At 63.6% G+C, this 26,131-nt stretch carries 26 protein-coding genes; 3 read left to right on the forward strand and 23 right to left on the reverse strand.

Annotation, left to right across the window (positions count from 1 at the left end):
* Positions 1-36: 36 nt before the first annotated feature.
* The 7 genes from lepA to rpoE all read right to left on the reverse strand — a co-directional run bounded on the left by lepA (position 37) and on the right by rpoE (position 6,135).
* Positions 37-1,833, reverse strand: a complete 1,797-nt coding sequence (lepA, locus tag AC6H0R_RS01315; protein ID WP_497579534.1) for a translation elongation factor 4 — start codon at positions 1,831-1,833, stop codon at positions 37-39.
* 61 nt (positions 1,834-1,894) lie between these two features.
* Positions 1,895-2,143: a glutaredoxin family protein gene (locus AC6H0R_RS01320; RefSeq protein ID WP_497579535.1), complete on the reverse strand. Its 249-nt coding sequence runs from the start codon at positions 2,141-2,143 to the stop codon at positions 1,895-1,897.
* Entirely contained in the window at positions 2,140-3,552 is a 1,413-nt protein-coding gene (locus AC6H0R_RS01325; protein ID WP_497579536.1) for a Do family serine endopeptidase, read from the reverse strand. The genes AC6H0R_RS01320 and AC6H0R_RS01325 overlap by 4 nt, the downstream gene beginning before the upstream one ends.
* Positions 3,552-4,013: a SoxR reducing system RseC family protein gene (locus AC6H0R_RS01330; RefSeq protein ID WP_497579537.1), complete on the reverse strand. Its 462-nt coding sequence runs from the start codon at positions 4,011-4,013 to the stop codon at positions 3,552-3,554. The genes AC6H0R_RS01325 and AC6H0R_RS01330 overlap by 1 nt, the downstream gene beginning before the upstream one ends.
* Entirely contained in the window at positions 4,010-4,975 is a 966-nt protein-coding gene (locus AC6H0R_RS01335) for a MucB/RseB C-terminal domain-containing protein (protein WP_497579538.1), read from the reverse strand. The genes AC6H0R_RS01330 and AC6H0R_RS01335 overlap by 4 nt, the downstream gene beginning before the upstream one ends.
* Positions 4,975-5,526 (reverse strand): sigma-E factor negative regulatory protein, encoded by a 552-nt coding sequence (locus AC6H0R_RS01340; RefSeq protein WP_497579539.1) that lies wholly within the window; start codon positions 5,524-5,526, stop codon positions 4,975-4,977. The genes AC6H0R_RS01335 and AC6H0R_RS01340 overlap by 1 nt, the downstream gene beginning before the upstream one ends.
* Positions 5,527-5,535: 9 nt before the next feature.
* Positions 5,536-6,135, reverse strand: coding sequence for an RNA polymerase sigma factor RpoE (rpoE, locus tag AC6H0R_RS01345; protein WP_497579540.1), 600 nt, complete (start codon positions 6,133-6,135; stop codon positions 5,536-5,538).
* Between the two features lie 219 nt (positions 6,136-6,354).
* On the opposite strand from rpoE, the gene nadB reads away from it, so the two are divergent.
* Positions 6,355-7,935 (forward strand): L-aspartate oxidase, encoded by a 1,581-nt coding sequence (gene nadB, locus AC6H0R_RS01350; RefSeq protein ID WP_497579541.1) that lies wholly within the window; start codon positions 6,355-6,357, stop codon positions 7,933-7,935.
* Here the strand turns inward: nadB and AC6H0R_RS01355 are convergent.
* The 9 genes from AC6H0R_RS01355 to AC6H0R_RS01395 form a co-directional block, all read right to left on the reverse strand.
* Positions 7,919-8,350, reverse strand: coding sequence for a protein YgfX (locus AC6H0R_RS01355; RefSeq protein ID WP_497579542.1), 432 nt, complete (start codon positions 8,348-8,350; stop codon positions 7,919-7,921). The two genes, nadB and AC6H0R_RS01355, sit on opposite strands and share 17 nt — an antisense overlap.
* Before the next feature lie 15 nt (positions 8,351-8,365).
* On the reverse strand, positions 8,366-9,601 hold the full coding sequence (gene fabF, locus AC6H0R_RS01360; protein WP_497579543.1) for a beta-ketoacyl-ACP synthase II: 1,236 nt from the start codon (positions 9,599-9,601) through the stop codon (positions 8,366-8,368).
* Positions 9,602-9,621: 20 nt separating this feature from the next.
* On the reverse strand, positions 9,622-9,861 hold the full coding sequence (acpP, locus tag AC6H0R_RS01365) for an acyl carrier protein (RefSeq protein WP_497574250.1): 240 nt from the start codon (positions 9,859-9,861) through the stop codon (positions 9,622-9,624).
* A gap of 94 nt (positions 9,862-9,955) precedes the next feature.
* Complete coding sequence (gene fabG / locus AC6H0R_RS01370) at positions 9,956-10,705, reverse strand: 3-oxoacyl-ACP reductase FabG (RefSeq protein ID WP_497579544.1); 750 nt, start codon at positions 10,703-10,705, stop codon at positions 9,956-9,958.
* Between the two features lie 4 nt (positions 10,706-10,709).
* Entirely contained in the window at positions 10,710-11,639 is a 930-nt protein-coding gene (gene fabD, locus AC6H0R_RS01375) for an ACP S-malonyltransferase (RefSeq protein ID WP_497579545.1), read from the reverse strand.
* Positions 11,640-11,653: 14 nt separating this feature from the next.
* Positions 11,654-12,619 carry a beta-ketoacyl-ACP synthase III gene (locus AC6H0R_RS01380; protein WP_497579546.1) on the reverse strand — a complete coding sequence of 322 codons (966 nt, stop codon included), beginning with the start codon at positions 12,617-12,619 and terminating at the stop codon, positions 11,654-11,656.
* Positions 12,616-13,635: a phosphate acyltransferase PlsX gene (plsX, locus tag AC6H0R_RS01385; RefSeq protein WP_497579547.1), complete on the reverse strand. Its 1,020-nt coding sequence runs from the start codon at positions 13,633-13,635 to the stop codon at positions 12,616-12,618. Before plsX ends, AC6H0R_RS01380 begins: the two co-directional genes overlap by 4 nt.
* Positions 13,636-13,716: 81 nt before the next feature.
* Entirely contained in the window at positions 13,717-13,896 is a 180-nt protein-coding gene (gene rpmF, locus AC6H0R_RS01390) for a 50S ribosomal protein L32 (protein WP_497574255.1), read from the reverse strand.
* Between the two features lie 29 nt (positions 13,897-13,925).
* Positions 13,926-14,360, reverse strand: a complete 435-nt coding sequence (locus AC6H0R_RS01395) for a YceD family protein (protein WP_497579548.1) — start codon at positions 14,358-14,360, stop codon at positions 13,926-13,928.
* Between the two features lie 125 nt (positions 14,361-14,485).
* Between AC6H0R_RS01395 and AC6H0R_RS01400 the strand changes: the two genes are divergently transcribed.
* Entirely contained in the window at positions 14,486-15,061 is a 576-nt protein-coding gene (locus AC6H0R_RS01400) for a Maf family protein (RefSeq protein WP_497579549.1), read from the forward strand.
* A 9-nt stretch (positions 15,062-15,070) separates the two neighbouring features.
* Here AC6H0R_RS01400 and AC6H0R_RS01405 read toward each other — a convergent pair whose 3' ends face one another.
* Both AC6H0R_RS01405 and AC6H0R_RS01410 read right to left on the reverse strand, forming a co-directional pair.
* Positions 15,071-15,727: an HAD-IA family hydrolase gene (locus tag AC6H0R_RS01405; RefSeq protein WP_497579550.1), complete on the reverse strand. Its 657-nt coding sequence runs from the start codon at positions 15,725-15,727 to the stop codon at positions 15,071-15,073.
* Positions 15,724-16,683 (reverse strand): RluA family pseudouridine synthase, encoded by a 960-nt coding sequence (locus tag AC6H0R_RS01410; protein WP_497579551.1) that lies wholly within the window; start codon positions 16,681-16,683, stop codon positions 15,724-15,726. Before AC6H0R_RS01410 ends, AC6H0R_RS01405 begins: the two co-directional genes overlap by 4 nt.
* A gap of 458 nt (positions 16,684-17,141) precedes the next feature.
* On the opposite strand from AC6H0R_RS01410, the gene AC6H0R_RS01415 reads away from it, so the two are divergent.
* Positions 17,142-19,964, forward strand: coding sequence for an Rne/Rng family ribonuclease (locus AC6H0R_RS01415; RefSeq protein WP_497579552.1), 2,823 nt, complete (start codon positions 17,142-17,144; stop codon positions 19,962-19,964).
* Between the two features lie 158 nt (positions 19,965-20,122).
* Here the strand turns inward: AC6H0R_RS01415 and AC6H0R_RS01420 are convergent, their stop codons facing one another.
* The 5 genes from AC6H0R_RS01420 to AC6H0R_RS01440 form a co-directional block, all read right to left on the reverse strand.
* The gene (locus AC6H0R_RS01420; RefSeq protein WP_497579553.1) at positions 20,123-21,718 is read right to left on the reverse strand and encodes a gamma-glutamyltransferase family protein; all 1,596 of its coding nucleotides are present in this window, start codon (positions 21,716-21,718) and stop codon (positions 20,123-20,125) included.
* 42 nt (positions 21,719-21,760) lie between these two features.
* Entirely contained in the window at positions 21,761-23,092 is a 1,332-nt protein-coding gene (locus AC6H0R_RS01425) for a TRAP transporter large permease (RefSeq protein ID WP_497579554.1), read from the reverse strand.
* Positions 23,079-23,612 (reverse strand): TRAP transporter small permease subunit, encoded by a 534-nt coding sequence (locus tag AC6H0R_RS01430; protein WP_497579555.1) that lies wholly within the window; start codon positions 23,610-23,612, stop codon positions 23,079-23,081. Before AC6H0R_RS01430 ends, AC6H0R_RS01425 begins: the two co-directional genes overlap by 14 nt.
* Positions 23,613-23,691: 79 nt before the next feature.
* Positions 23,692-24,672, reverse strand: coding sequence for a TRAP transporter substrate-binding protein (locus tag AC6H0R_RS01435; protein ID WP_497579556.1), 981 nt, complete (start codon positions 24,670-24,672; stop codon positions 23,692-23,694).
* 732 nt (positions 24,673-25,404) lie between these two features.
* On the reverse strand, positions 25,405-26,094 hold the full coding sequence (locus AC6H0R_RS01440; protein WP_497579557.1) for a GntR family transcriptional regulator: 690 nt from the start codon (positions 26,092-26,094) through the stop codon (positions 25,405-25,407).
* Between the last annotated feature and the right edge of the window lie 37 nt (positions 26,095-26,131).

The following is a 26,131-nucleotide window of genomic DNA, read 5'->3' on the forward strand; positions in this document are numbered from 1 at the left end:
ATCAGCAGGTGAAACGGGCGGGTGCGCACGGCACCCTCACTTGCCCTCGTCGGTACGCAGCACGGCAAGGAAGGCTTCCTGAGGAATCTCGACGTTGCCGACCTGCTTCATGCGCTTCTTGCCTTCTTTCTGCTTCTCGAGCAGCTTCTTCTTGCGCGTGATATCCCCGCCGTAGCACTTGGCCAGGACGTTCTTGCGCAAGGCCTTGATGGTCTCGCGCGCGATGATGTTGGAGCCGATCGCCGCTTGCACCGCCACGTCGAACATCTGGCGCGGAATCAGCCCGCGCAGCTTGGTGGCCAGTTCGCGGCCGCGGTACTGCGCGCTGGCGCGGTGCACGATGACCGACAGCGCATCGACCTTCTCGCCACCGACCATCAGGTCGAGCTTCACCAGATCGGCCGGACGGTATTCCTTGAACTCGTAATCGAGCGAGGCGTAACCACGCGAAACGGACTTGAGCCGGTCGAAGAAGTCCATCACCACTTCGTTCATCGGCATGTCATACACCAGCTGTACCTGGCGACCGTGGTAGCGCATGTCGACCTGCATGCCACGCTTCTGGTTGCACAGCGTGATCACCGGACCAACGTAGTCCTGCGGCAGGAAGATGGTCGCTGTGATGATGGGCTCGCGGATCTCGGCGTACTTGCCGACCTCGGGCAGCTTGGAGGGATTCTCGATATTGATCGTGGATCCGTCGTTGAGCACGACCTCATAGATCACGGTGGGTGCCGTGGTGATGAGGTCCATGTCGAACTCGCGCTCCAGGCGCTCCTGCACGATGTCCATGTGCAGCAAGCCAAGGAAACCGCAGCGGAAACCGAAGCCGAGCGCCTGAGACACTTCCGGCTCGTACTGCAGGGCGGCGTCGTTCAGGCGCAGCTTCTCGAGCGAATCACGCAACTGGTCGTACTCGGATGACTCGACCGGATACAGTCCGGCAAACACCTGAGGCTTGATTTCCTTGAAGCCCGGCAGTGGCTTCGGCGCGGGGCGGTTGGCCAGGGTGATGGTGTCACCGACCTTGGCAACCGCCAGCTCCTTGATGCCGGCAATCACAAAGCCAACCTCGCCCGCCGACAGTTGCTCGCGAGCCACCGATCGCGGCGTGAACACCCCGACATGGTCACACGGGTATTGCGCGCCGTTGGACATCAGCAGGATGCGGTCTTTCGGGCGCAGCACGCCGTCGATGACGCGCACCAGCATCACCACGCCGACGTAATTGTCGAACCACGAATCGATGATCAGCGCCTTGAGCGGAGCCTCGGGGTCGCCCACCGGCGTCGGCACCCGCGCGATGACCGCTTCAAGCACTTCCTCGATACCGACGCCGGTCTTGGCCGAGCACAGGATGGCCTCGGAGGCATCGACGCCGATCACGTCCTCGATCTCGCTACGCGCGTTCTCGGGGTCGGCCGCCGGCAGGTCGATCTTGTTGAGCACCGGCACGACTTCGACGCCCAGTTCGATGGCGGTGTAGCAGTTCGCCACGGTCTGGGCCTCGACGCCCTGAGAGGCATCGACCACCAGCAGCGCGCCCTCGCAGGCGGAGAGCGAACGGCTGACTTCGTAGGAGAAGTCGACGTGTCCCGGCGTGTCGATGAGGTTCAGGTTGTAGACCTTGCCGTCGCGCGCCTTGTAATGCAGCGCCGCGGTCTGGGCCTTGATGGTGATGCCACGCTCACGCTCCAGATCCATGGAGTCGAGCACCTGCTCTTCCATTTCACGGTCGGACAGGCCGCCGCAGAACTGGATCAGGCGATCGGCCAGCGTGGATTTGCCGTGATCGATGTGGGCAATGATCGAGAAGTTGCGAATATGCTGCATGGGTCAATAAAAAAGGGTGCCTAACGACACCCGTTGCGGTTGGACGACCGGACGCCGGATTCTAGCCGAAATCGCGCACATGAGCACGGATCGCCGCTTCATCAAGGTGGTAATGGCAGAGTTCGCGTTCGCCAGCCAACACCACCGGCACCAGCTCGTCCCAGCGCGCTTCCAGCGCAGGCTCGGCATCGACATCGAGCACCCGGACCGTCCAGCCAAGTTCAGTCGCCAGCGGTTCGAGCGCAGCAACCAGTTCGTGACACAGATGACACCACTCACGGCTCAGCACCGTGAACTCATGCCTGCTCACCGGCCGGCCCGCAGACTGACAAACGAAGTGCCCGAACCGCGCTCGACCAGTAGCGTCAGCGCCTGACCGTCAGACAGTTTTGCGACGATCTGCTCGAACTGCACGACCGACTCCAGTCTGGTCGTCCGCCCGCCCGCCACCACAGCAAGAATGAGATCGCCGACCTGCAGTTCCGACCTCGCGGCCGCCCCCTGAACGCCCTCGACCAGCAAACCCTGTGTAATGCCGCGAGCGCGACGCTGCTCGGCAGTCGGCTCGGACAAGGCCAGACCCAGACGTTCCGGCGCGGGCGTCGCCGGCTTCTTCGCCGCAGACAGCCCCGCTTCACTCCACTCGCCCACCGTCACGCGCAGCTCCATCAGCTTGCCCTCGCGCACCAGGCTCAGCGCCGCTGCGCTGCCGGGACGGCGCTCGGCGATGATCAGCGGCAATGCCGTCGACCCCGGAACGGCACGCCCATCAACGCGCAGGATCACGTCCCCGACTTTCACTCCGGCCCGCTCCGCGGGGCCGCCGGGTTCGACCGCGCTGACCAGCGCGCCATCCACAGACTGCAGACCAAAACTCTCGGCCAGTGCGCGCGTAACTTCCTGCACCGCCACCCCGATGCGTCCGCGTCGCACCCGCCCATCCTTGCGCAGCTGCTGGTACACGCCCATGGCCACATCGATCGGGATGGCGAAGGACAGTCCCATGAAGCCGCCTGTCTCGCTGTAAATCTGCGAGTTGATGCCAACCACCTCGCCACGCAGGTTAAACAGCGGACCGCCCGAATTGCCCGGATTGATCGCTACGTCGGTCTGGATGAAGGGCACGAAGTTCTCGTCCGGCAGCGCGCGCCCCTTGGCGCTGACGATGCCAGCCGTAACGCTGTGATCGAAACCGAACGGTGATCCGATGGCCAGAACCCACTCCCCGACCTTGAGACGGTTGGGGTTACCCAGACGCACTACCGGAAGCTGCTGTGCCTCGATGCGAATCACCGCCACATCGCTGCGGGCATCGGTGCCCACCACGCTTGCGTTGAACTCGCGCTTGTCACTCAGACGCACGATGATCTCTTCAGCACCGGCCACCACGTGGGCGTTGGTCAGGATGTAGCCGTCGTGACTGATGATGAAACCGGATCCGAGCGAACGGCTGTCGTCGTCGGGCATCTCGGGAAGCTGCGGCAGAAAGCGGCGCAGCAACTCCATCCACTCCTCACTGCCCTCCATCCCCGGCAGCGTCGGGAGCGCCGACAACGCCGAGTCGGGCGCCTGGGTGGTACTGATATTGACTACCGCCGCCCCCTGGGAGTCGACGATGGCGGAAAAATCCGGGAGATTTGCACCGGCTGCCGCAGTGGCAACACAGGCAGAACAGAACAGGACCAGAAAGGGACGCAGGCAGATCCGCAGAACGCTCATCAAACTTTACCGAAATCGTGCGCGCACACGGCGCCCGGGCGGGACATTTCCACCCGCAGCGCGCCACGCCAGCGACGACTGCGGTGCAACACACGATTGAGCACGTAAGCCGACATCAAGCCGACCAGCGCACCACTCAAAGCCCAGCCATCACTGCCGCCAAGCACCTGCCCCAGCCCTGCACCGGCGATCATCGCCACCGCGCCCAGGCCGTAACTGACCAAGGCTCCGCGCAACGAAGCTCCATCAGGCAAGACCAGGACAACCTCATCGCCCACTGCCACACCCAAGGTATCCGGAAGGGAAAACTCGGAAACCGGCGGGCGCATGGCATAGGCCAGTTTCACGGAGCGGCAGCCCCCCGGCTCGTCACAGCGCCCACAGCCTTCCTGGCGGTCAATGACCCGTACGCGCGCATGGCCGTCGGCCACACCGACCACGACCGCACGCGCCTGGATCATCGGGGCGCCATCTCCATGGCCTCGCCCAGCCCCTGCAGGGCGCGCATCGGCACCTCGCCCAAGGCGGTCAGAAGATGCCCGGAGACTTCACGGCGGTAGATGTTGATGGCGCCGCTGCTCATCGGCCCAGTCGCGCCGGCGGCCGACTCGCCCAACGGCTCGACGAAGACCGAGATGGAGGCCAGACCATCACTGAAGACCATGTGCAGCACATCACGCTGATCGCGCCCGAGCGGACGGTGCATGACCGATTCGAGCGCATAACCTGGCAGCGGCCGCGTCAGGCGCCAGCCGCTGTGCCCCACTTCAATGCTCGAACCATGCGCAGAAACGATGTTCCAACCAGCATCCCCGGCGAACGACGGACGCGAAGTATCCGCCGTCACTCCTTCGCCGATCCGCACATCGCTGAACACGAATTGCTCGATGGTCGCACCGGATTCATCGACCATGCGCGCCTTGAGCAGCAGACCGGACTTCACATCAGCCCACAGCAAGTGACCGTAGCGCAGATCATCGCGCGGCTTGAGAATCACCAGCTGGGCGTCGAAACCCGCCACGCGCGACACCGGCCCCTTGCTGACCGCGTAGCTCTCGGTGACCCGACTCAAGGCGGTAGGCAGGCGCGCCGGAAACGAACGCTGATTGCGCGAACGGTCGGAAATGACGGTCTTCTTCTCGGGGAAGACGCACCACACTTCGTCATTGTTGCGAATCACCTGGCGCGGACTGCCGTCGAGCACCTCAAGGCGTTCATGCTCGCCACTGGCGTCTACCACATGCGTGATGCGCGACGTCTCCGCAATCGGCCCGGACTGATAAATGAAGGTGCCGGAATAATTCAGTTCGCTGGCTGCCGAGGCAATCCGCCCAAGCCACGCCAGAGGATCTCCGGCCTTGTCGGCCAGGGCGGGCTGGGCGAGCGTCAGCACAAAACTCAGCGCGACGACGAGCGCCTTCATCAACGCTGATCTCCACGTGCATCCGAAACGGTACGCACGTAGTGCGCGGCACCCGGAATCGGACCGCCGCCGCTCATGGCCTGATGCACGAACAGGTATTCGCGATGCGAATCCTCACCGAGCGTCGTCACCAGCTGAACCTTGCCGCCCGTACCCAGCGCAGCTTGCCCGGCGGCAGGTGCGGTGGCGACCATGCCGGCCACCGGAATACCGTCCGACTGCGTGCTCGGAATCATCGAAAAAGCCACCAGCCCGACGGCAACCACGCCCATCACAGAGGCGGCGATGGCCATCGCCGGACGCCCCGCCCACGACATCAGCGGATTGCGTGCAGGCGGCGCCAGCACGGTCGGCTCGGCGTCCAGACCGGCCATCACCCGCGATACGAAATCCGGCTGATGATCCGGCTCGCCGCGCAAGGCATCCCCGATCAGACAATACGCGTCCCACTGGCCGCGCAGATCCTGGTCCTTGCGCAAGGCTTCGAAAAGCTGCGCGGAGCGGGCAGTGTCGATGTCACCATCGAACAGTGAGGAGAGTCTTTCCTTCATGAGTACCACCTACCAACGTTTGTCGGGAGCCGTATCGAGCAGGGGCCGCAGCCTTTCGGCAATCGCCTCGCGCGCACGGAAGATGCGCGAACGCACCGTACCGATCGGGCAATCCATGATGCCCGCGATTTCTTCGTAGCTCAGCCCTTCGAGCTCGCGCAGCATGATCGCCGTGCGCAGTTCTTCGGGCAGGGCCGCCATGGCGTCTTCGACCGTCTCGCCGATCTGCTTGGTCATCAACAGCCGTTCGGGCGTATTGACGTCTCGCAGTTGATCGGCATCCTCGAAAGTCTCGGCTTCGGTCGAGTCGAAACTGGTCGAAGTCGGAGCTCGCCGCCCTTGGGAGACCAGGAAGTTCTTCGCGGTATTGATTCCGATGCGGTACAGCCACGTATAAAAAGCACTCTCGCCACGAAACGACCCAAGCGCGCGGTAGGCCTTGATGAAGGTTTCCTGCGCGACATCCTCCACTTCGGCTGGATCACGAATCAGGCGCGACAAAAGCCTGTGCAGCTTCCGCTGGTATTTGGATACCAGCAGGCCGAATGCCTGCTTGTCGCCGCGCTGTACGCGTTCAACAAGCACCTGATCAATTTCGCGATCGCTCATGCGCGGGTCGTTATCCGGGAATCGGGGCAAAAAACCCCGGCAGTATAACGAGGCGCCATGGGGACGGCAAAACCGAAGCTTGGCAAACAGACCGGGGACCTCGCGAATAGTTCATACGCCTGCGTGGTTTTGTCTTGCCGGCAACCCGGGACACGCCAATCAACCTCACGTCGTGATACGCTAACCACGCATCCTCGCCCACTCGCGAAAGCCCCCCACGTGCTCAAGAACTACGACGTACTCATTCTCGGCAGCGGCACCGCCGGCCAGTCCATGGCCTTGCGTCTCGCAGACCACATGCGCGTCGCGCTGGTCACCAAACGCGCGCTCTCCGACAGCGCCAGCGCCTGGGCACAGGGTGGCATCGCCGCCGTGCTCGACGCCACAGACAGCACGGAAGCGCACGTCGAGGACACCTTCATTGCCGGCGCCGGCCTGTGCGACGAAGCCGCTACGCGCTTTGTTGTGGAACATGGCCGCGACGCCATCCAGTGGTTGATTGATCGTGGCGTGCCGTTCACGCGCGAAGAAGGCTCGGCGCTGGGCTACCACCTGACACGCGAGGGCGGACATTCGGCGCGACGCATCATCCACGCCGCCGACGCCACCGGCGCAGCCGTGCAGCAGACCCTGACCGAACAGGTGCGCAAGCACCCGAACATCGAAGTGCTCGAACACCATATCGGGCTCGACCTCGTCACCGGCGCCAAGCTTGGACGCCCCGCCGCAGGCTGTCTGGGCGCCTACGTGCTCGACATCCGCAGCGGCCGCGTAAGCACCATCGGTGCGCGCCATACCGTGCTGGCCACAGGCGGCGCAGGCAAGGTCTATCTGTACACCACCAACCCCGATGTGGCGACAGGCGATGGCATCGCCATGGCCTGGCGCGCGGGCTGCCGCGTGGCCAACATGGAATTCATTCAGTTCCATCCCACCTGCCTGTACCACCCGCGAGCCAAGTCCTTTCTGATTACCGAGGCCGTGCGTGGCGAAGGCGGCATCCTTCGCCTGCCTGACGGCACACGTTTCATGCCCGAGCACGACGCGCGAGCCGAACTCGCGCCACGCGATGTCGTCGCCCGCGCCATCGACTTCGAGATGAAAAAGCGCGGCCTGGACTGCGTCTATCTCGACATCTCGCACAAACCGGCCGACTGGCTGCGCGAGCATTTCCCGAACATCTTCGCGCGCTGTCTGGAACTGGGCATCGACATCTCGAAGGAAGCCATCCCGGTGGTTCCGGCGGCGCACTACACCTGCGGCGGCGTGCTCACGGATCTGGCCGCTCGCACCGATTTGCCCGGCCTGTATTGCGTTGGCGAAAGCGCTTACACCGGCCTGCACGGCGCCAACCGTCTGGCCAGCAATTCGCTGCTTGAATGCGTGGTGTTCGGCGAGGCGGCTGCGCGTGACATCCTCGCTCACCCGCGCCCGGCGCCTGGCAGCCTGCCGATATGGGACGAATCGCGCGTCACCGACGCCGACGAAGAAGTGGTGATCTCGCACAACTGGGACGAGCTGCGCCGCTTCATGTGGGACTACGTCGGCATCGTGCGCACCACCAAGCGTCTGCAGCGCGCGCAGCACCGCATCCGCCTGCTTGCACGCGAGATTCACGACTATTACTCGAACTTCCGCGTCAGCAACGACCTGATCGAACTACGCAATCTGGTCGTCACCGCCGATCTGATCGTACGTTGCGCACTGCGCCGCAAGGAAAGCCGCGGCCTGCATTTCTCGCGTGACTTTCCCGAGACACAAAGCCGCGCACGGCCGAGCGTACTCACGCCGCGTCGCTGACCCGCGACGCGGCAGGCGCGGCCTTGTGCCGCAGCCACACCCCAAAAGCCCGCCAGTCTTCCGGCGAACATTGCGCGCGCCACAACATCAGTGCGTGACGGTGACGCCCTTCCCGCCATTCCACCCAGCGCAGCGGGCCGAAATCGGCCAGCCTGCCGCAAGGCGCGCCCTCCTCGTCACGCTCCGGAAAACGCAGCAGACCGTCATCTCCGAGCTCGATGGATGCCACCGCGCGACGCCGCTCGGCGCGCCATGACATGCCCAGGCTGAGCACGAGCAGGCACAGGCCAATCACAGCCAACCAAGGCCTGAACATCAGATGCGCAAAAGAAATCGCCGCGACCAGATGGATCGCGGCGATCAGGATGAAGCTGCGTGGAGAGGCGCGCACGGCAATCAGTCGCGGATAGCGCATCTCCGGCGCGGGCGCTTACATCTTGCGGAACACCAGGGTTCCGTTGGTGCCACCGAAACCGAAGTTGTTCTTCAGCGCGACATCAATCTTCATGTCCCGCGCGGTGTTGGCGCAGTAGTCCAGATCACACTCCGGATCCTGCTCGAAGATGTTGATGGTCGGCGGGGAGACCTGGTTATGCACGGCCAGCACCGTGAACACCGACTCCAGACCGCCCGCGCCACCCAGCAGGTGACCGGTCATGGACTTGGTGGAGTTGACCACCAGGCCCTTGGCCACGTCGGCACCGACCGCCAGCTTGACCGCCTCGGTCTCGTTCTTGTCGCCCAGCGGCGTGGAAGTGCCGTGTGCATTCAGATAGTGAACCTGATCCGGATTCACGCCCGCGTTCTTCATGGCGTTGACCATGCTGCGACGCGGGCCGTCCGTATCGGGGGCAGTCATGTGATAGGCGTCACCGCTCATGCCGAAACCGGATAGTTCGGCGTAGATCTTCGCGCCGCGCGCCTTGGCGTGTTCGTACTCTTCGAGCACCAGCACGCCGGCACCTTCGCCCAGTACGAAACCGTCGCGATCCTTGTCCCACGGACGACTGGCCGTGGTCGGGTCGTCATTACGGGTGGACAGCGCCTTGGCCGATGCGAAACCACCGATCGCCAACGGCGTGACGGTGGATTCAGCGCCACCGCAGACCATCACGTCGGCGTCGCCGTATTCAATCATGCGGGCGGACAGGCCGATGGCGTGCAGGCCGGTGGTGCAGGCTGTGACCACGGCAATGTTCGGGCCACGCAGGCCGAGCATGATCGACAGGTTCCCGGAGATCATGTTGATGATCGTGCCGGGAATGAAGAAGGGGGAAATCTTGCGGTGACCGGCGTTGAGGAAGTCGCTGTGCGTATCCTCGATCATCGGCAGACCGCCGATGCCGGAACCGATGTTTACACCGATACGGTGGGTGTTGGCCTCGGTCACTTCCAGACCGGAATCACGGAAAGCCTGGACGCCCGCGGCAAGCCCGTAATGGATGAATGAATCCATGCGGCGCGCCTCTTTCGGAGAAAGATAGGCAGCCACATCGAAGCCTTTGACCTCACCGGCAATCTGCACCGGAAAGGCCGAGGCATCGAAGCGCGTGATCGCGCCAATACCGGAGCGACCATTGACGAGATTCTCCCAGGCTTCGGGAACCGTATTGCCGACCGGGGAGATCGCCCCCAGGCCAGTCACGACAACTCTGCGACGGGTCAATGTTCGCTCCGGGTGAAAAATTACTTCTTCAGATGGGCATTGACGTAGTCAATTGCCTGCTGAACGCTGGTGATCTTCTCGGCTTCTTCGTCGGGAATTTCGCACTCGAACTCCTCCTCCAGCGCCATCACCAACTCGACCGTGTCGAGCGAATCTGCGCCGAGATCGTCAACAAACGACGAATCGTTCTTGATCTCCGACTCGTTGACGCCAAGCTGCTCGGCAACGATCTTCTTGACGCGCTGTTCGATGTTCTCCATGGAGAGACTCCTTCCCTGATATGTAGAAATATGAGTGAAACCAAAGCCGCGACATTCTACCAAAAACGCCGGCTGCCGCTATCGTGACCGCTGATCAGGCCATGTACATGCCACCATTGACGTGCAAGGTGGTACCCGTGACGTAACTTGCTGCCGGCGAGGCCAGGAAGCCGACCGCCGCGGCAATCTCCTGCGGATCGCCGAGCCGGCCCAGAGCGATCTGCCCCAGCAGCCCTTCACGCGCCGACTCAGGCAATGCCTTGGTCATGTCGGTATCGATGAAACCGGGCGCCACGCAGTTGACGGTGATGCCGCGGCTGCCCAACTCACGCGCCAGCGCGCGACTCATGCCGGCAACACCGGCCTTGGCAGCAGCATAGTTGGCCTGACCGGGATTGCCTGCGCTACCCACCACCGAGGTGATGTTGATGATGCGCCCGCTGCGTGCCTTCATCATGCCGCGCATGACCAGCTTCGACATACGGTACACCGCGTCGAGGTTGGTGCTGATGACATCGGACCACTCGTCGTCCTTCATCCGCATCGCGAGGTTGTCACGCGTGATACCGGCGTTGTTGACGAGGATGGCAACCGTACCGAATTCCTTCTCGATCGCTCCGAGCAGCGCCTCACAGGCTGCGGCGTCGGTGACGTTGAGCATACGGCCCGCGCCCTTCACGCCTGCAGCGGACAGCCCGGCTGAAATATCGGCCGCCCCCGCCTCGGAAGTGGCGGTACCGATCACCGTAGCGCCCATGGCGCCGAGTTCAAGGGCGATGGCACGGCCGATGCCGCGCGACGCGCCAGTGACGAGGGCAACCTGCCCTTCCAGTGATTTGCTCATGACCTTACCTCGCCGCTGCAACGGCCTCGCCGAGGCTCGCCGCATCGTGAATGGACGCGCACGGCACTTCGCCGGCGCTGCGCTTGCTCATGCCAGCCAGCACCTTGCCCGGCCCGCATTCAAAGATATGGGATACACCACGCGCCGCAATCGCTTCAATCGTCTCGATCCAGCGCACCGGCGAATAGGCCTGACGGATCAACGCATCACGAATGCGCTCCGGATCGGTCTCGATGCCGACATCGACGTTGTTCACAACGGCAATCGAAGGCGCGGAAATCGTCACGGAGGCCAGACGCTCGGCCAGACGCTCGGCGGCGGGGCGCATCATTGCGCAGTGGAACGGCGCACTCACCGGCAGCGGCACGGCGCGCTTGGCACCGCGCTCCTTGGCCAGCGCCATGGCGCGCTCAACCGCCGCAGTCGCACCGGCGATCACGACCTGACCGGGCGCGTTGAGGTTGGCGGCGGACACCACCTGACCCTGCGCCACTTCGGCACAGACTTCGTCAATGATGGCCGGATCAAGCCCGAGCAGCGCAGCCATGGCGCCCTCACCGGCCGGCACGGCTTCCTGCATGGCCTGCGCGCGAAAGCGCACCAGAGGCACGGCATCGGCAAACGACAAAGCGCCGGCAGCCACCAAGGCGGAATACTCGCCAAGACTGTGACCGGCCACCACCGACGGCGCCGGACCACCAGCAGCCAACCAGGCGCGGTACACCGCTACGCCAGCGGTCAGCATCAGCGGCTGGGTGTTCACGGTCAGCGACAGACGCTCGGCCGGACCTTCCTCAACCATCGCCCACAGATCCTCGCCAAGCGCGGCAGAGGCTTCTGCAAAAGTATCGCGAACCACGGCGAGGTCGCCGTAGGCGGCCATCATGCCGACCGACTGCGAACCCTGCCCCGGGAAAACGAGTGCTACGGACATTCTTGGAACTCCCTTCAGAAGCGGAACAGCACCGCGCCCCAGGTGAAACCACCACCGACGCCTTCGAGCAGCACGCGCTGACCGCGACGGATACGACCGTCACGCACGGCGGCGTCGAGTGCCAGCGGGATCGACGCGGCGGAAGTATTGCCATGACGGTCGACGGTGACGACCACGTTGTCCATCGTCAGCTTCAGGCGCTTGGCGGTGGCCTGCATGATGCGGATATTGGCCTGATGCGGAATCAGCCAGTCGATGTCCTCGAGCTGCAGGTCTGCTGCATCAATGACTTCCTGTGCAACTTCGCCCAACACCTTGACCGCCAGCTTGAACACCGCCTGACCGTCCATGCGCAGGAAGGGGTCACCGATCACGCCACCAGCGGCAACCGTCCCCGGTGCGCACAGGATCGGCGAATGACTGCCGTCGGCGTGCAATGCAGTAGCCAGCACGCCCGGCTCATCGGCCGCCTCCAGCACCACGGCCCCGGCGCCGTCACCGAACAGCACACAGGTGCCGCGATCTTTCCAGTCGATGATGCGCGAGAACACCTCCGCACCCACGACCAGCGCACGACGGTTGCTGCCCGAACGGATGAATTTCTCGGCAATGGTCATGCCGTAGACGAAACCACTGCACACCGCCTGCACGTCAAAGGCCGCACAGCCGTTGTCGATACCGAGCTTGGCCTGCAGCAGTGCGGCCGTACTCGGGAAAATGCAATCAGGAGTCGACGTGGCAACGATCACCAGGTCGATGTCGTTCGGCTGCAGGCCGGCCGCTTCCAGCGCCCGGCGACATGCTTCGGCGGCCAGATCACTGGTGACCACGCCCTTCTCGGCAAGATGGCGTGCGCGGATACCGGTGCGCTCGACAATCCATTCGTCCGAGGTCTCGATGCCCTGCTCGACCAGATTCTGGTTGGTAACCGGTTCGCCCGGTACGAAACTGCCGGTTCCCGCGATGCGCGCGAATGTCATGCCTCACTCACCCCTTCCACTGCGGCCATGCGGTCGCCGATTCGTTCGATGAGGCGATTCGCTGCCGCCTCCGCTGCACGGTAGATGGCCTGCTCATAGGCAAACACATCCGCCGAACCATGACTCTTCACCACCACGCCGCGCAAACCGAGCAGCACCGCGCCATTGTAGACGCGATGATCAACACGCCCTTTGAAGCGCTTCAGCACCGGCATGGCTGCCAGCGCCGAAAGCTTCGAGAGCAGACCGCGCCCGAATTCCTCGCGCAGGAAGCTCGCCATCATCTGAGCGATGCCCTCTGAAGCCTTGAGCGCGACGTTGCCGACGAAACCGTCGCACACCACGACGTCGCTCTTGCCCTTGTAGATGTCGTCCCCTTCAACGTTGCCGATGAAGTTCAGGCCGCTGTTGCGCAGCAACTCACCCGCCTGCTTGACGACTTCGTTGCCCTTGATGACTTCCTCGCCGATGTTGAGCAGCCCCACACGCGGACGCTCGATGTGTTCGATGGCCGCCACCAGGGAGGCGCCCATCACACCGAACTGCAGCAGGTGCGCAGCCGAGCAATCAACGTTGGCACCCAGGTCCAGCACGTAGCACTTGCCTTTCATGGTCGGCAAGGCAGTAGCAATGGCCGGGCGATCGATATCGGGGAGGGTTTTCAGGACGAAGCGCGAGATCGCCATGAGCGCGCCGGTGTTGCCGGCGGACACAGCCGCATCGGCACGCCCGGACTTGACGAGCTCGATCGCGACCCGCATTGACGAGTCCTTCTTGTTCTTCATCGCGCTGACCGGAGACTCGTCCATGCCGACGACCTCGGTCGCCACTTGCGTGGAAAAGCGCTCAGCAAACTCGTTGCCAAGCTCGGCAGCAGCCGCGTCTAGCGCCTCCGGACGGCCGACCAGAATGGCCCTGGCGCCCGGATGACTACGAAGAAACGCGCGGGTGGCAGGCACGGTCACAACCGGCCCGTGATCGCCACCCATGCAATCTATTGCAACGGTGACATCCATGCGTGTGTCTTGGACCTTCCGAAGGTGGACAAGAAAACGGCGCAGTCGCGCGATGCGCTGCGCCGTTCGAGTCGGGCCAGCTTACTCGCCCTTGGTCTTTACGACCTTGCGGCCGCGGTAAAAACCATTCGGGCTGATGTGGTGACGCAGGTGCACCTCGCCCGTGGTCGACTCGACGGCCAGCGGGGGCGCGGTCAGCGCATCGTGCGCACGGTGCATGCCACGCTTGGACGGGGACTTCTTGTTTTGTTGAACGGCCATGGAAATGCTCCTGGTAACTGGCTATACGTTTATTGCAGCTTGTTCGAGCCTCGCAGCGAAGCGAGTACGTCGAACGGCGATTTTTTGTCATTCCCGCCATGCGGGCGCGGCGGCTCGCAACTTTCATGCACCGGGGCAAGCGGAAGCGCGAGCAGCATTTCTTCCTCGAGCAGCGCGATCACGTCCAGATCGGGCTGCGCCTCGATGGTGTCGTATTCGTCGTTCTCAAGATCCTCGTCACCGATCGGCGTCCCCGGCCTTACCAGCCGCAGCACCGACACATGATCGAAGTCCCATTCCAGCCCGTTCAGACAACGCTGGCAGCGAACCACCGGCTCCGCCCGGACTTCCAGCCGCAGAAACGGCTTGCCGCCGACATCGCGCTCTCCGGTCAATGTCCAGACTGCTTCGCCAACCGCCTCAACCAGCACGTCGGAAAGTCGCGCCATGTCGGCCAGCGCCACCCGCCCTTGCAGACTGCGCTCGTCTAGAGCAAAGCGGATCGGATCGGAAAGGACGCAGCGTCGCGACATAAGGGCGGGATGATACCATTTCGGACTTTCCTGTCAAAGAGCATTTCCGCAGCCCGATGAGACTCGTCCTCGCCTCGACTTCCGCCTACCGCCGCATGCTGCTCGAACGCCTGCACATCCCGTTCGAGACCGCCCGACCCGAAGTGGATGAAACCCCGCTGAACGGGGAAACGCCCGAGGCTACCGCCAACCGCCTTGCGCTCGAAAAGGCCTTGGCCGTTGCAGCGCGATTCGACGACGCACTGATCATCGGCAGCGACCAGGTCGCCCACATCGGCCGCGAAGTCTTCGGCAAGCCAGGCAGCGTCGAGCGCGCTCACGCGCAACTGCGCCGCATGAGCGGCCAGACCGTGATCTTTCACACCGCACTGGCACTGGTAAACACGCGCAGCGGCGAACGGATGACCGACAGCGTGCCGACCCAGGTGCGTTTTCGCACACTGAACGAGACCGAGATCGTGCGCTATGTAGACAAGGAAATGCCGCTCGACTGCGCCGGCAGCGCCAAATCCGAGGGCCTCGGCATTACGCTCCTCGACGCACTGTCGGGCGACGACCCCACCGCACTGGTGGGCCTGCCGCTAATCGCGCTCTCGCGCATGCTGCGCAGCCAGGGCCTGGAACTGCCTTGAGTCGCTGACTCAGGCGTTCGCGCGCAGCCAGTCTGCCAGCGCCGCGGTCGAATCCACCATCCCCAAGGGCGCCGCTTCGAGCAGCGCCTGGCGCGGATGCGCGCCGAACTCCACCGCCACAGCGTCCACCCCTGCGTTGCGCGCCATCAGCAGATCGTGCGTGGTATCGCCGATCATCAGCGTGCGTTCGGGCAACACACCGCACTCCGCCATGACCTCTTCGAGCATCTGCGGGTGCGGCTTGGAGAAACATTCATCCGCGCAACGCGTGACATGAAAGAACGGGCCAAGCCGACTGTGGCCCAATGCGCGATCAAGCCCCTTGCGGCTCTTGCCGGTGGCAACCCCGAGGAAACGCCCCGAATCCGCCAGCGACTCGACCAGTTCGAACGAACCCGGAAACAGTTCCAGTTGATGGTCGGCGGACAGATAGTGATGGCGATAACGCTCGACCATGTCGGGATAGCCCGCAGGATCGAGCTCCGGCACCGCATACGACAAGGCCTCCTGCAGGCCCAGACCAATGACGTGGCGCGCCCGCGCCTCGGACGGCTCGGGCAGGCCAAGGTCGCGCGCCGAAGCCTGGATGGCACGCACGATGGCGCCGGCCGAGTCCATCAAGGTGCCGTCCCAGTCGAACACGATCAAATCAAAGCGGCGCTTCATACCCGCCCCGCTTCCAGTCGCACGAGGAACTGTTGCAGCTCGGGCGGCAACGGCACTTCGAGATCAAGCATCTCCCCGCTCACCGGATGCGCCAGGCGCAGGCGCGCCGCGTGCAGAAACATGCGCTTGAGCCCTTCACGCTCCAGCGACTTGTTGAGCGCAAAGTCACCGTACTTGTCGTCACCCGCCAGCGGAAAGCCAAGGTGCGTCAGATGCACGCGAATCTGGTGCGTACGCCCTGTCTTCAGCTCCACTTCAACCAGACTGAAACGGTCGTAGTTCCTGACCAGCCGTACGATCGAGTGCGAGGGCTTGCCTTCGTCCGAAACACGCACGCGGCGCTCACCGTCAGCCTGCAGATACTTGTACAGCGGCAACTTCACGTGCTGCAGACGATTCTTCCACTGCCCAACGACCAGGCTGAAGTAATGCTTTTCGATGCTGCCGTTGCGCTGCATGTCATGCAGCACCTTCAGCGCGGAACGCTTCTTGGCGATGATCAGCAAGCCGGAGGTCTCACGATCCAGACGGTGCGCCAACTCCAGCATGCGGGCATCGGGGCGCTGAGCCCGCAACTGCTCGATCACCCCGTAGCTGACGCCACTACCGCCATGCACGGCCGTGCCGGCAGGCTTGTTGACCACCACCAGCGCTTCATCCTCGAACACCACGGGCAGCGGAGTGCCGACCGGAACGGGCGCATTGTTTTCACGCTGCGCGATGCGCACCGGCGGAATGCGCACTTCGTCGCCATCGGCCAGACGGTAGGTGGGGCCGATTCGCCCGCCATTCACACGCACTTCGCCGCTGCGCAGGATCCGGTAGACGTGGCTTTTGGGCACACCCTTGCACACCCGCAACAGATAGTTGTCGATGCGCTGCCCTGCGTCCCCTTCATCAATGCGCACCCGCGTCACCGCAGGCGCTGCGCCTTCAGCCACACTTCCCCCTGTCATTTTATTTCGCACCGCAACATCACGCCCATCAAACAAGCCTCTTGTTCATAAGAACTTTGCGTTGCAGCACACTGATGAAATATACTCTGCGCTGGTTTTGCCGGTGATGACCGGATTCTTTGGCACCCGAAGGTGTCGGAATCGGTCCGGAAATGAGCCCACAAGCGAGCTCCCGACAAACCACAAAGGCTTGCCTCGCGCGCGGCAAAAGCGGCGATGGTAACCCAGACGACGAACCTCGATCCACAGGATCGAGACCTTGGACCCACAAGCGTTAAGCACATGCAGGATCAAGAGTTCCGGCCTACGCGCGGGAACTCCGGAAAACGACCAGCCCGACCCATCAACGCCACAGAATCCCGGATGAAAGCAGTCTCAACAATCGGCTCCTGAACCCGTAAGCGCGATGGTGCGCGCCGTTCGTCCTGCCCGTGTGACAACGCGGGAGTACGAAATACATGAAGCGCATGCTTTTCAATGCGACGCAAGCCGAGGAACTCCGCGTCGCGATCGTCGATGGTCAGAAACTGATCGACCTCGACATCGAATCGGCATCGAAGGAAGAGCGTAAGAGCAACATCTACAAGGCGGTCATTACCCGCATCGAACCGAGTCTCGAAGCAGCTTTCGTCGACTACGGTTCGGAGCGTCATGGCTTCCTGCCCTTCAAGGAAATCTCGCGCAGTTACTTTTCCGGCGGCGGTGATGCCGGCAAGGCGCGCATCCAGGATGTGCTGTCCGTTGGCCAGGAACTCATCGTTCAGGTCGAGAAGGATGAGCGCGGCAACAAGGGCGCAGCACTCACCACCTACATTTCGCTGGCCGGCCGCTACCTGGTCCTGATGCCCAACAACCCGCGCGGCGGTGGTGTATCGCGCCGTGTCGAGGGTGACGAGCGCGCTGAACTACGCGAAGTCATGGATCAGCTTGAAGCCCCTGCCGGCATGAGCCTGATCGCGCGCACCGCGGCGATCGGCCGTTCTGCCGAAGAGCTGCAGTGGGACCTGAACTACCTGCTGCAACTGTGGCAGGCCATCGACGGCGCAGCGACCTCACAGAATGGCGCGTTCCTGATCTATCAGGAAGGCAGCCTCGTGATCCGCGCGATCCGCGACTACTTCCAGCCCGAGATCGGCGAACTGCTGATCGACACCGACGAGGTCTATGAGCAGGCGCGCCAGTTCATGGCCCACGTCATGCCCGACAACGTCGACAAGGTGAAGCGCTACAGCGACGACGTTCCGCTGTTCTCGCGCTTCCAGATCGAGCACCAGATCGAATCCGCCTACGCGCGGCAGGTCACGCTGCCCTCGGGCGGTGCGCTGGTGATCGACCACACCGAAGCGCTGGTGTCGGTCGACGTCAACTCCGGCCGCGCCACCAAGGGTGCGGACATCGAAGAGACGGCGCTGCGCACCAACTGCGAAGCCGCTGACGAGATCGCCCGCCAACTGCGCCTGCGCGACCTGGGCGGCCTGATCGTCATCGACTTCATCGACATGGAATCGCAGAAGGCCCAGCGCGAGGTAGAGAACCGCCTGCGCGACGCCCTGCACCACGACCGCGCCCGCGTTCAGACCGGCAAGATCAGCCGCTTCGGCCTGCTCGAGCTGTCGCGCCAGCGCCTGCGTCCGGCCCTGTCCGAAACCAGCTACGTGCCCTGCCCGCGCTGCCACGGCACCGGCCATATCCGCGGCACCGAATCGTCGGCCCTGCACATCCTGCGCATCCTCGAAGAGGAAGCGATGAAGGAGAACACCGGCGCCGTGCACATCCAGGTGCCGGTTGACGTTGCGACCTTCCTGCTCAACGAGAAGCGTAACGACATCGCACGCATCGAACTGCGCCACCGCATCCAGATCATCATCGTGCCGAACCGGCACATGGAGACGCCGCACCACGAGATCGTGCGCCTGCGTCACGACCAACTCGACGCCGAAGACATCGCGCTGGCGAGCTACCAGATGGCCGCTCAGCCGCCGGCCGTCGACATGCGCCTGCCCGACGAAGGCAGCAGCAAACCCGCCCGTCCAGAAGCCGCCGTCAAGGGCATCGCCCCCGGACAGCCTGCGCCGACCTCCGCAGCTACCGCAGCGGCGGCTGCGCCGGTGGTGGCCGCCGAAGGCAAAGGACTGATCACTCGCTTCTTCGGATGGCTGAGCCGCAGCAATGCACCGGTTCCGGCCCCCGCCGAACCTGCCGCCAAAACCGCCGAAAAGCCCCGTCGCCAGGAGAAGGCTCCGTCCCGCGGCGAGCGCGGTGACCGCGGTGAGCGTGGCGACAATCGTCGCAACGGCCGCAACAACCGCCGTGGTGAAGGCCAGGGCGATCGCACCGAACGCCAGGAAGAGAACCAGAACCAACGTGGCCGTCAGGCTCGCAAGCCGGAAGCCGCCGAGCGTGAAACCCCGGCAGCTCGCGAGAACACCGAATCGCAAGGCGGCCGTAACCGCCGTGGCCGTGGTCAGCGCGCCGAGCCGCGCAAGGAAACGGAGATCGCCGAGGCTGTCGAACTCGCGGAAGTTGCTGCCGCAGTGGTCGTAGCCGAAGCCGCCGTCGAGGCGCAAGCGACGGATGCCGGCGAGAACGGTGACGAAGCTGCTCCGGCACGTCGCCGTCGCCGTCGCGGTCGTCGCGGCCGTGGTGGTGCGGATCGCCAGGATTCCGCCAACGCAGGTGAAAACGAAGGCGCACTCGACAGTGAAGCTGCCCTCGATACCGAAGAATCCGTGAGCGCGGAGGCTGCGGAAGCTGCCGAAACGCAGCAGCCCGTTGCCGCAGCACCCGTAACGGAGAACGTGCCGGACGTGACGGCCATCCCGGTCGAAGAGCAGCCGGCAGCACCGGCGGCTGAGGTTCCGGCGCTGGAAGTCGCCCCGGTTGAACCGCTGCAAACGCTGGCCGAAGAGCCCATGCCGGCATCTCAAGCTGATGCACCGACGGCTGAAGTGGCTGAAATCGCTGAAGTTGTCGAAGCGCCGAAAGCCGCCGAGGCGGAAGTCGTTGCCGAACAACCTGCTGCGGTCGTTGAGGAAGTCGAGCAAGCGCAGCCCGAGCCGGTCAAGCCGGTCGAAAAAGTGGCGGCTCCGAAGTCCCGCCCGAGCGATCCGATCTCGGTGACCGTGCCGCTTGCACAAGTCGGCCTGGAGCTGGTCGAGACCAAACCGGGGGCCGCTCCGGTGGCTGAAGCTCAGCAGACGGTGCCGCTCGGCCGGACACCACGCCGCCCGAAGACCGTGCCGGACGAGCCGCTCCAGCAAGTCGAGACGCGCGACAAGTAATCCGGACCATTCCGGATTCGTATAAAGGGCCACCTTCGGGTGGCCCTTTCTTTTGGCACCCGGGTTCAAGCATGGGCACTGTGCGGACAGGTCAATCCAGCCGCATGGAATGAAAACGGGCGACCCGCAGGCCGCCCGTATCTTCTCAGAACCGTGCTTCAGAAACCCGCTACAGCTCCGTCGCTGCGGGGATCGAAGGCGCCTTCCATCATCCCGCTGGGATGATGCACCAGCGCCCCGGCATGGCCCACTGTTTCGTCGAATGCGTCGATGACATCCACCCTGTGGTGACGGCGTCGCAGCTCTTCGGCCACGCGCGGCGCAAAGCGTGACTCGATCTTGAGCGATTCGGACATGCTGCCCCAGGTACGCCCGAGCAGCCAGCGCGGCGCTGTGACGGCCTGCTGCAGGCCCATACCCATCTGCACGTAGCGCGTGAACACCGCTGCCTGCGTCTGCGGCTGGCCATCGCCCCCCATGGTGCCATAGACCATGCTTCGGCCGTCGTCGAGCAGGGCCAGCGCGGGGTTGAGGGTATGGAAAGGCTTGCGCCCCGGTTCGAGCGTGTTGAGCGCCTTCGGGTCGAGCGAGAAGCTGCAGCCGCGGTTCTGCCAGTTGATGCCCGTATCGGGCAGCACCACACCGCTACCGAACTCGTGATAGATGCTCTGGATAAAGGACACAGCGCGTCCTTCTCCGTCGATCACGCCCATCCAGATCGTGTCGCCCGGCTCCGTCGCACCGCCCCAGGCCAGCGCGCGGTTGCGGTCGACATTGCCGGCCAGGGCATCGAGCTTGTCGGCATCAAGCAGAGACTGCGCGTCGACGGTCATGTAGGCCGGGTCGGTGACGTGCTCGTCACGTACCCGGAAAGCCTGCTTGGTGGCTTCGACCGCGAGGTGGATGTAATCGGCCGACATCGGATCAACCTGTTCCACGCCAAGGCGGTCCAGCGTGCCGAGAATGGCCAGCGATATCACGCCCTGCGTCGGCGGCGTCATGTTGTAAACCTTGCCCCGCGAGTGCTTCAGCTCAACCGGCGTGCGCAGCTCGGCGCGGTGCCGCGCCAGATCTTCCGCGCGTAACGGGCTGCCCAACTGCTGCAGATCGGCGGCGATACGCTGGGCCACTTCCCCCTCGTAGAAATCGCGCAGGCCCGCGTCGGCAAGCCGTTCTAGCGTTGCCGCCATGCGCGGCTGACGGAACACGCTGCCCTCAGCCGGCGCCGAGCCCTCCACCAGAAAGGTATCCGCAAAGCCCGGCTGCCTGTGCAGCTCGCCGAACTTGGCGCTGGTGCTGGCCGCTTGGCTGCGGGTCACCGGAATCCCGTCGCGTGCATAACCGATGGCATCAGCCAGCAAACGCTGCAGCGTCAAGCTGCCGCCCCACTCGCGACTCACCTTGAAAGCCAGATCCCAACCCGAAATCGTGCCGGCCACCGTATTGGCCGCCAGCGGGCCACGCATCGGAATCGACGACATGCCCTTCTCGGCATAGAACTCCCGCGTCGCACCAGCCGCCGCGGCGCCGCAAGAGTCGATCGCGCGCGGCGCCTTGCCCGGCTCGGAGAACAACCAGAAGCTGTCACCGCCGATGCCGTTCATGTGCGGATAGACCACCGCGATCGTTGCGGCCGCCGCAATCATGGCCTCCAGCGCATTGCCCCCATCGCGCAGTACGGCCGAGGCCGACTGGGCAGCCATGGCGTGCGACGCCACCGCGATCCCGCGCGTTGCGCGGACCGGATTGATCATCTCGTCTTCTCCTTGCTTGTTGTTATTTGTGAATGCGCGGCGCTACTTCATCCAGCCGATGGCCTTGGGCAGCCAGGTGGCGATATCCGGGAAAGCCATGACCAGGCCGAGACCCAGAACCTGCAGACCGATGAAGGGGATGACGCCCTTGTAGATCTCCATCACCTTGACCTCGGGAGGCGCGCAGCCCTTCAGGAAGAACAGCGCCCACCCGAATGGTGGTGTCAGGAAGGAGGTCTGCAGGTTGATGCAGATCAGGATGCCCAACCACACCATGTCAACCCCGGCCGCCACGAAGAACGGCAGCAGCAGCGGCAGCACGATGTAGGAGATTTCGATCCATTCAAGGAAGAAGCCGAGGATGAACAGCAACACCATCATGAAGATGATGGTTCCCCACAGCCCGCCCGGCACAAGCTCCATGAACTCGGCAATCAGGTCTTCGCCGCCCAGCCCGCGGAAGGACAGGCTGAAAGCCTGCGAGGCGAGGATGATGAACATGATCATGGAGGTCGTGATCAGCGTCTGGCGCAAGGTATCGCGCAGCACGTCCATGTTCATCTTGCCCAGACCGATGACCAGCAGGATGGCGCCGAAAGCGCCCATCGCAGCCGCTTCGGTCGGCGCCGCGACGCCGCCGATGATCGAGCCAAGTACCGCACCGACCAGCGCCATCGGCGGCAGCACACCGCGCAGGAAAGCCTTGAGCAGATCCATGCGCGACATCGTGTCGAGCTCCTCCTCGGTCAGCGCCGGCGCAAGTTCGGGCTTAATCCAGGCGATGAACAGGATGTAGAGCACGTACAGGGCCGCCAGCATCAAGCCCGGCATCAGCGCCGCCGCGAACAGCGTGCCGACGGATTCACCCATCAGGTCGGACAGCAGGATCAGCACCAGACTGGGCGGGATGATCTGCCCCAGCGTGCCGGAAGCGCAGATCGCACCACTGGCCAGACCGTGGTCGTAGCCGCGCTTGAGCAGCGTCGGCAGCGCAATCAGACCCAAGGTCACGATGGTGGCGCCGACAATACCGGTGGCCGCGCCCATCATCACGCCCACGAGCACGATGGCCATGCCCATGCCGCCGCGCAGCCGGCCGGCCAGATGGCCCATGACGTCGATCATGTCCTCGGCGATGCGGGACTTCTCGAGCATCACCCCCATGAACACGAACAGCGGCACCGCCAGCAGCGTGTAGTTGGTCGCCGCCCCGTACAGACGCGACGGCAGCAGATTGAACAGCAGCGGCCCGAAACCGATCAGGCCGAAGACGATGCCTGACACTGCAATCGCGTACGCCACCCTCACGCCCAGCGTGAGCATGACGACGAAGCTGACCAGCATCAGGATGGCAAGAATTTCATTGGTCGGCATTGCGCGCTCCCGTGCGATGACCCATCACGGCTGCGAGCTTGCGCAGCGCCATGGCGATGCTCTGTATGCCGAGCAGAGTGAAGCCTGAAATCACGAAGGACTTGAGAATCCATCGGTGGGTAAGTCCGCCGGGATCGGGCGAAATCTCACCCATGTCGTGGGACTGGGTGACGAAACGTATGGCCAGCCACGCAAAGTAGAAGGACATGGGGGCCATCAGCAGTGCGGCACTGAGGAACTCCATCCAGTCCTTGGTCTTCTGGCTGAAGGTCTGATAGACGATGTCGACGCGCACATGGGCGTCGTGCTTCTGCGTGTAGGCGATGCCCCACAGCGAAATCACCGCCAGCAGGTGCCACTCCAGCTCCTGCGCCCACACGGCGCCGAAACTCATCGTGTAGCGCAGCAGCACTTCCGCCGCGATCAGCACCACCAGCGCGAGGATCAGCCAGGAAGTGAAGCGGCCAGTCCAGTCGATGAACGACTCGATCCTGTCGGCCGCTCGTTCGAGTTTTGTCATGGAAGGACTCTCTCGATGTTCGGAAAAACCGTGGCGACCGACCGCTTGCGCGTGCCGGGCGCCACGGCGGAGGCACCGCTTAGCGGACCGTCGTGGCGAAGGTCGTTTCGCTGATCTGGTTCCACTTGTCGTGCTTCGCCTTGAACGCGAAGAACGAGTCATGGACCTTCTTGACCATCGGATCCTTGGCCGCGGCGTCATTCAGGATGCTGCGGCTGGATTCGCGCAGGGCCTTGATGACGTCCTCAGGCAAGCGCGCCACCTTGACGCCGGAGTTTTCGACCAGATCGGCCAGGGCCGGACCGTTCTGCGCCTCAATCCACAGCATGCCTTCCTGGTTGGTGGCGTCTGCCGCGGCCTGCACGATGGCCTTCAGATCGTCCGGCAAGCTCGCCCAGGCCTTGTCGTTGATGACGATTTCGGAGGTCGTTGCAGGCTCATGCCAGCCGGTCGTGTAGTAGTACTTGGCTGCGTTCTGCAGGCCCAGACGCTTGTCGAGGAAGGGGCCGACCCACTCCGCGGCGTCGATCACGCCACGCTCCAGCGCCGGGAAGATCTCACCACCGGGCAGCAGCTTCACGTCCACACCCAGCGCGGCGTACATGCGACCCGCCAGACCCGGGATGCGCATCTTCAGGCCTTTGAAGTCGGCCGCACTCTCGACCGGCTTCTTGAACCAGCCCGTCATCTGCACGCCGGTACAACCGGCTGCCATCGGCACCACGTTGAAGGGCTTGTAGACCTCGCGCCACAGCTCCATACCGCCGCCGTGATAGAGCCACGAATGGTGGCCGACAAAGCTCATGCCGAAGGGAACGGTGGCGAAGTACTGTGCGGCAAAGGTCTTGCCGGCCCAGTAGTAGGACACGCCGTGGTTCATCTCGACGATGCCGGCCGAGCAGGCGTCAAAGCCCTCGAAAGCCGGCACCAGTTCGCCCGCGGCATACACCTTGATCTTGATGCGGCCGCCGGACATGGCTTCGACGCGCTTGGCGAAAGCCTCTGCGCTGCCGGGACCGGACTGGTAGTAAGGCGTACCGGCCGGCCAGGTGGTGGTCATTTTCCAGTTGAAGTTTTTCTGCGCACTCGCGATGAGGGGAAAACCTGCCGTAGCGGCTGCGCCGCTCGCGAGAAGGGTACCTTTAAGCATGCCACGTCGATTCATATCACTCTCCATTACCGAAAAGGAAAATCCGGGATCGACCGCCCACGTCCGGCGCACCCTTGCAGGCTTGCACCACTGCGGACAACACGACCGCCCCACTCGCGACTACTGCAAACTCCGTACCAGCTTTTCTAAGTCAGACAAAAAACATTCTCGGGACGTCGATGTCGGGTTGCGGACATCTCCAGCCCGTCTGCATCCTGACACATCAGATGCCCCCGCTCATTTGGAAATTTCCCCAAATGGCGATCCGCCACAACTGACATGTCAGAATGCCAATTGCCATGCAAGTTTAGGATTCGTGCGGATTGAGTCAAGCAAATTGTTGTGCCGGTGAAATCCAGCCGCGCCCCCGGGCATGCTTCTCACCACCTCACCACCATGCTCGTGAGCCGCCATAAATGGGGCTGCTGCAGGTTTGCAACGCTTGTACTGCACGGGAATACTCTTTTCCAATCAATGCACTGAATTCGTGCAAAAGCAGCTCTGAGCGCACTTTATTGGGGCGCCGTCAGAGCGCACAGAAACGTGGCGTGAATACGCCACGTCAGGAATACTTCGTGGGGAATGCCCGCAGAAAGGCAGACAGCAGCGCTCAATCTGCCATGTCAGAAATCAGGCGGGACGTCAGAGCAGCGCCCGCATGGTGCGGTAGGTGTACTGCTCGACATAGTCGACCAGACGGTCGGAAGCCTCGCGCGCGCGCTTTTCATCCTTGCGCCCGATCGCCTCGGCGATCTCGGCATGCAGACCGGATACCTGGGCCAGATCGCCGACCTGACGGAAGTAGAGATACCAGAAACGTCGCGTCTGCGCCTGCAAGGGCCGCATGGCCGCTGCAGCGTAGTCGTTGCGCGCGGTCTCGGCAACCAGCGCGTTGAACTCGGCGTCGGCAGGCAGGAAGATGGCTTCGTCGTCGTGCTCGGCCGCCTCGAAGAAACGCCCGGCCAGCTCGGCAAAACGTTTGCAGGTGGCGGGCTCGGCCAGCCGCGCGGCACGCCCGACCAGAATCCGCTCCAGCTCGCGCCGCACCTCGATGAGCTTGAAGTGTTCGGCGATATCGATCTCCGACACAACCGCACCCGAGCGCGGCAACACCTTGATGGTCCGCTCGTAGGCCAGACGCTGCAGGGCCTCGCGCACCGGCGTACGGCCGATACCGAGCTGCGCGCTGATGGATTTCTCGGAAATCCGGCTACCCGGGGGCAGCGACAGCTTGACGATCATCTCCTCGATCTGACGATACGCGTACTGCGCCTGGGTTTCGGAATCGCGCGCGACAGGCGCTCCGATGTCGTTGCGGTTGGATCGGGACATGAGCGTGGTCAGGGGCGCCGGCAGGACATGTGAATGA

Source organism: Pseudazoarcus sp. NS36 (genome assembly GCF_059703705.1).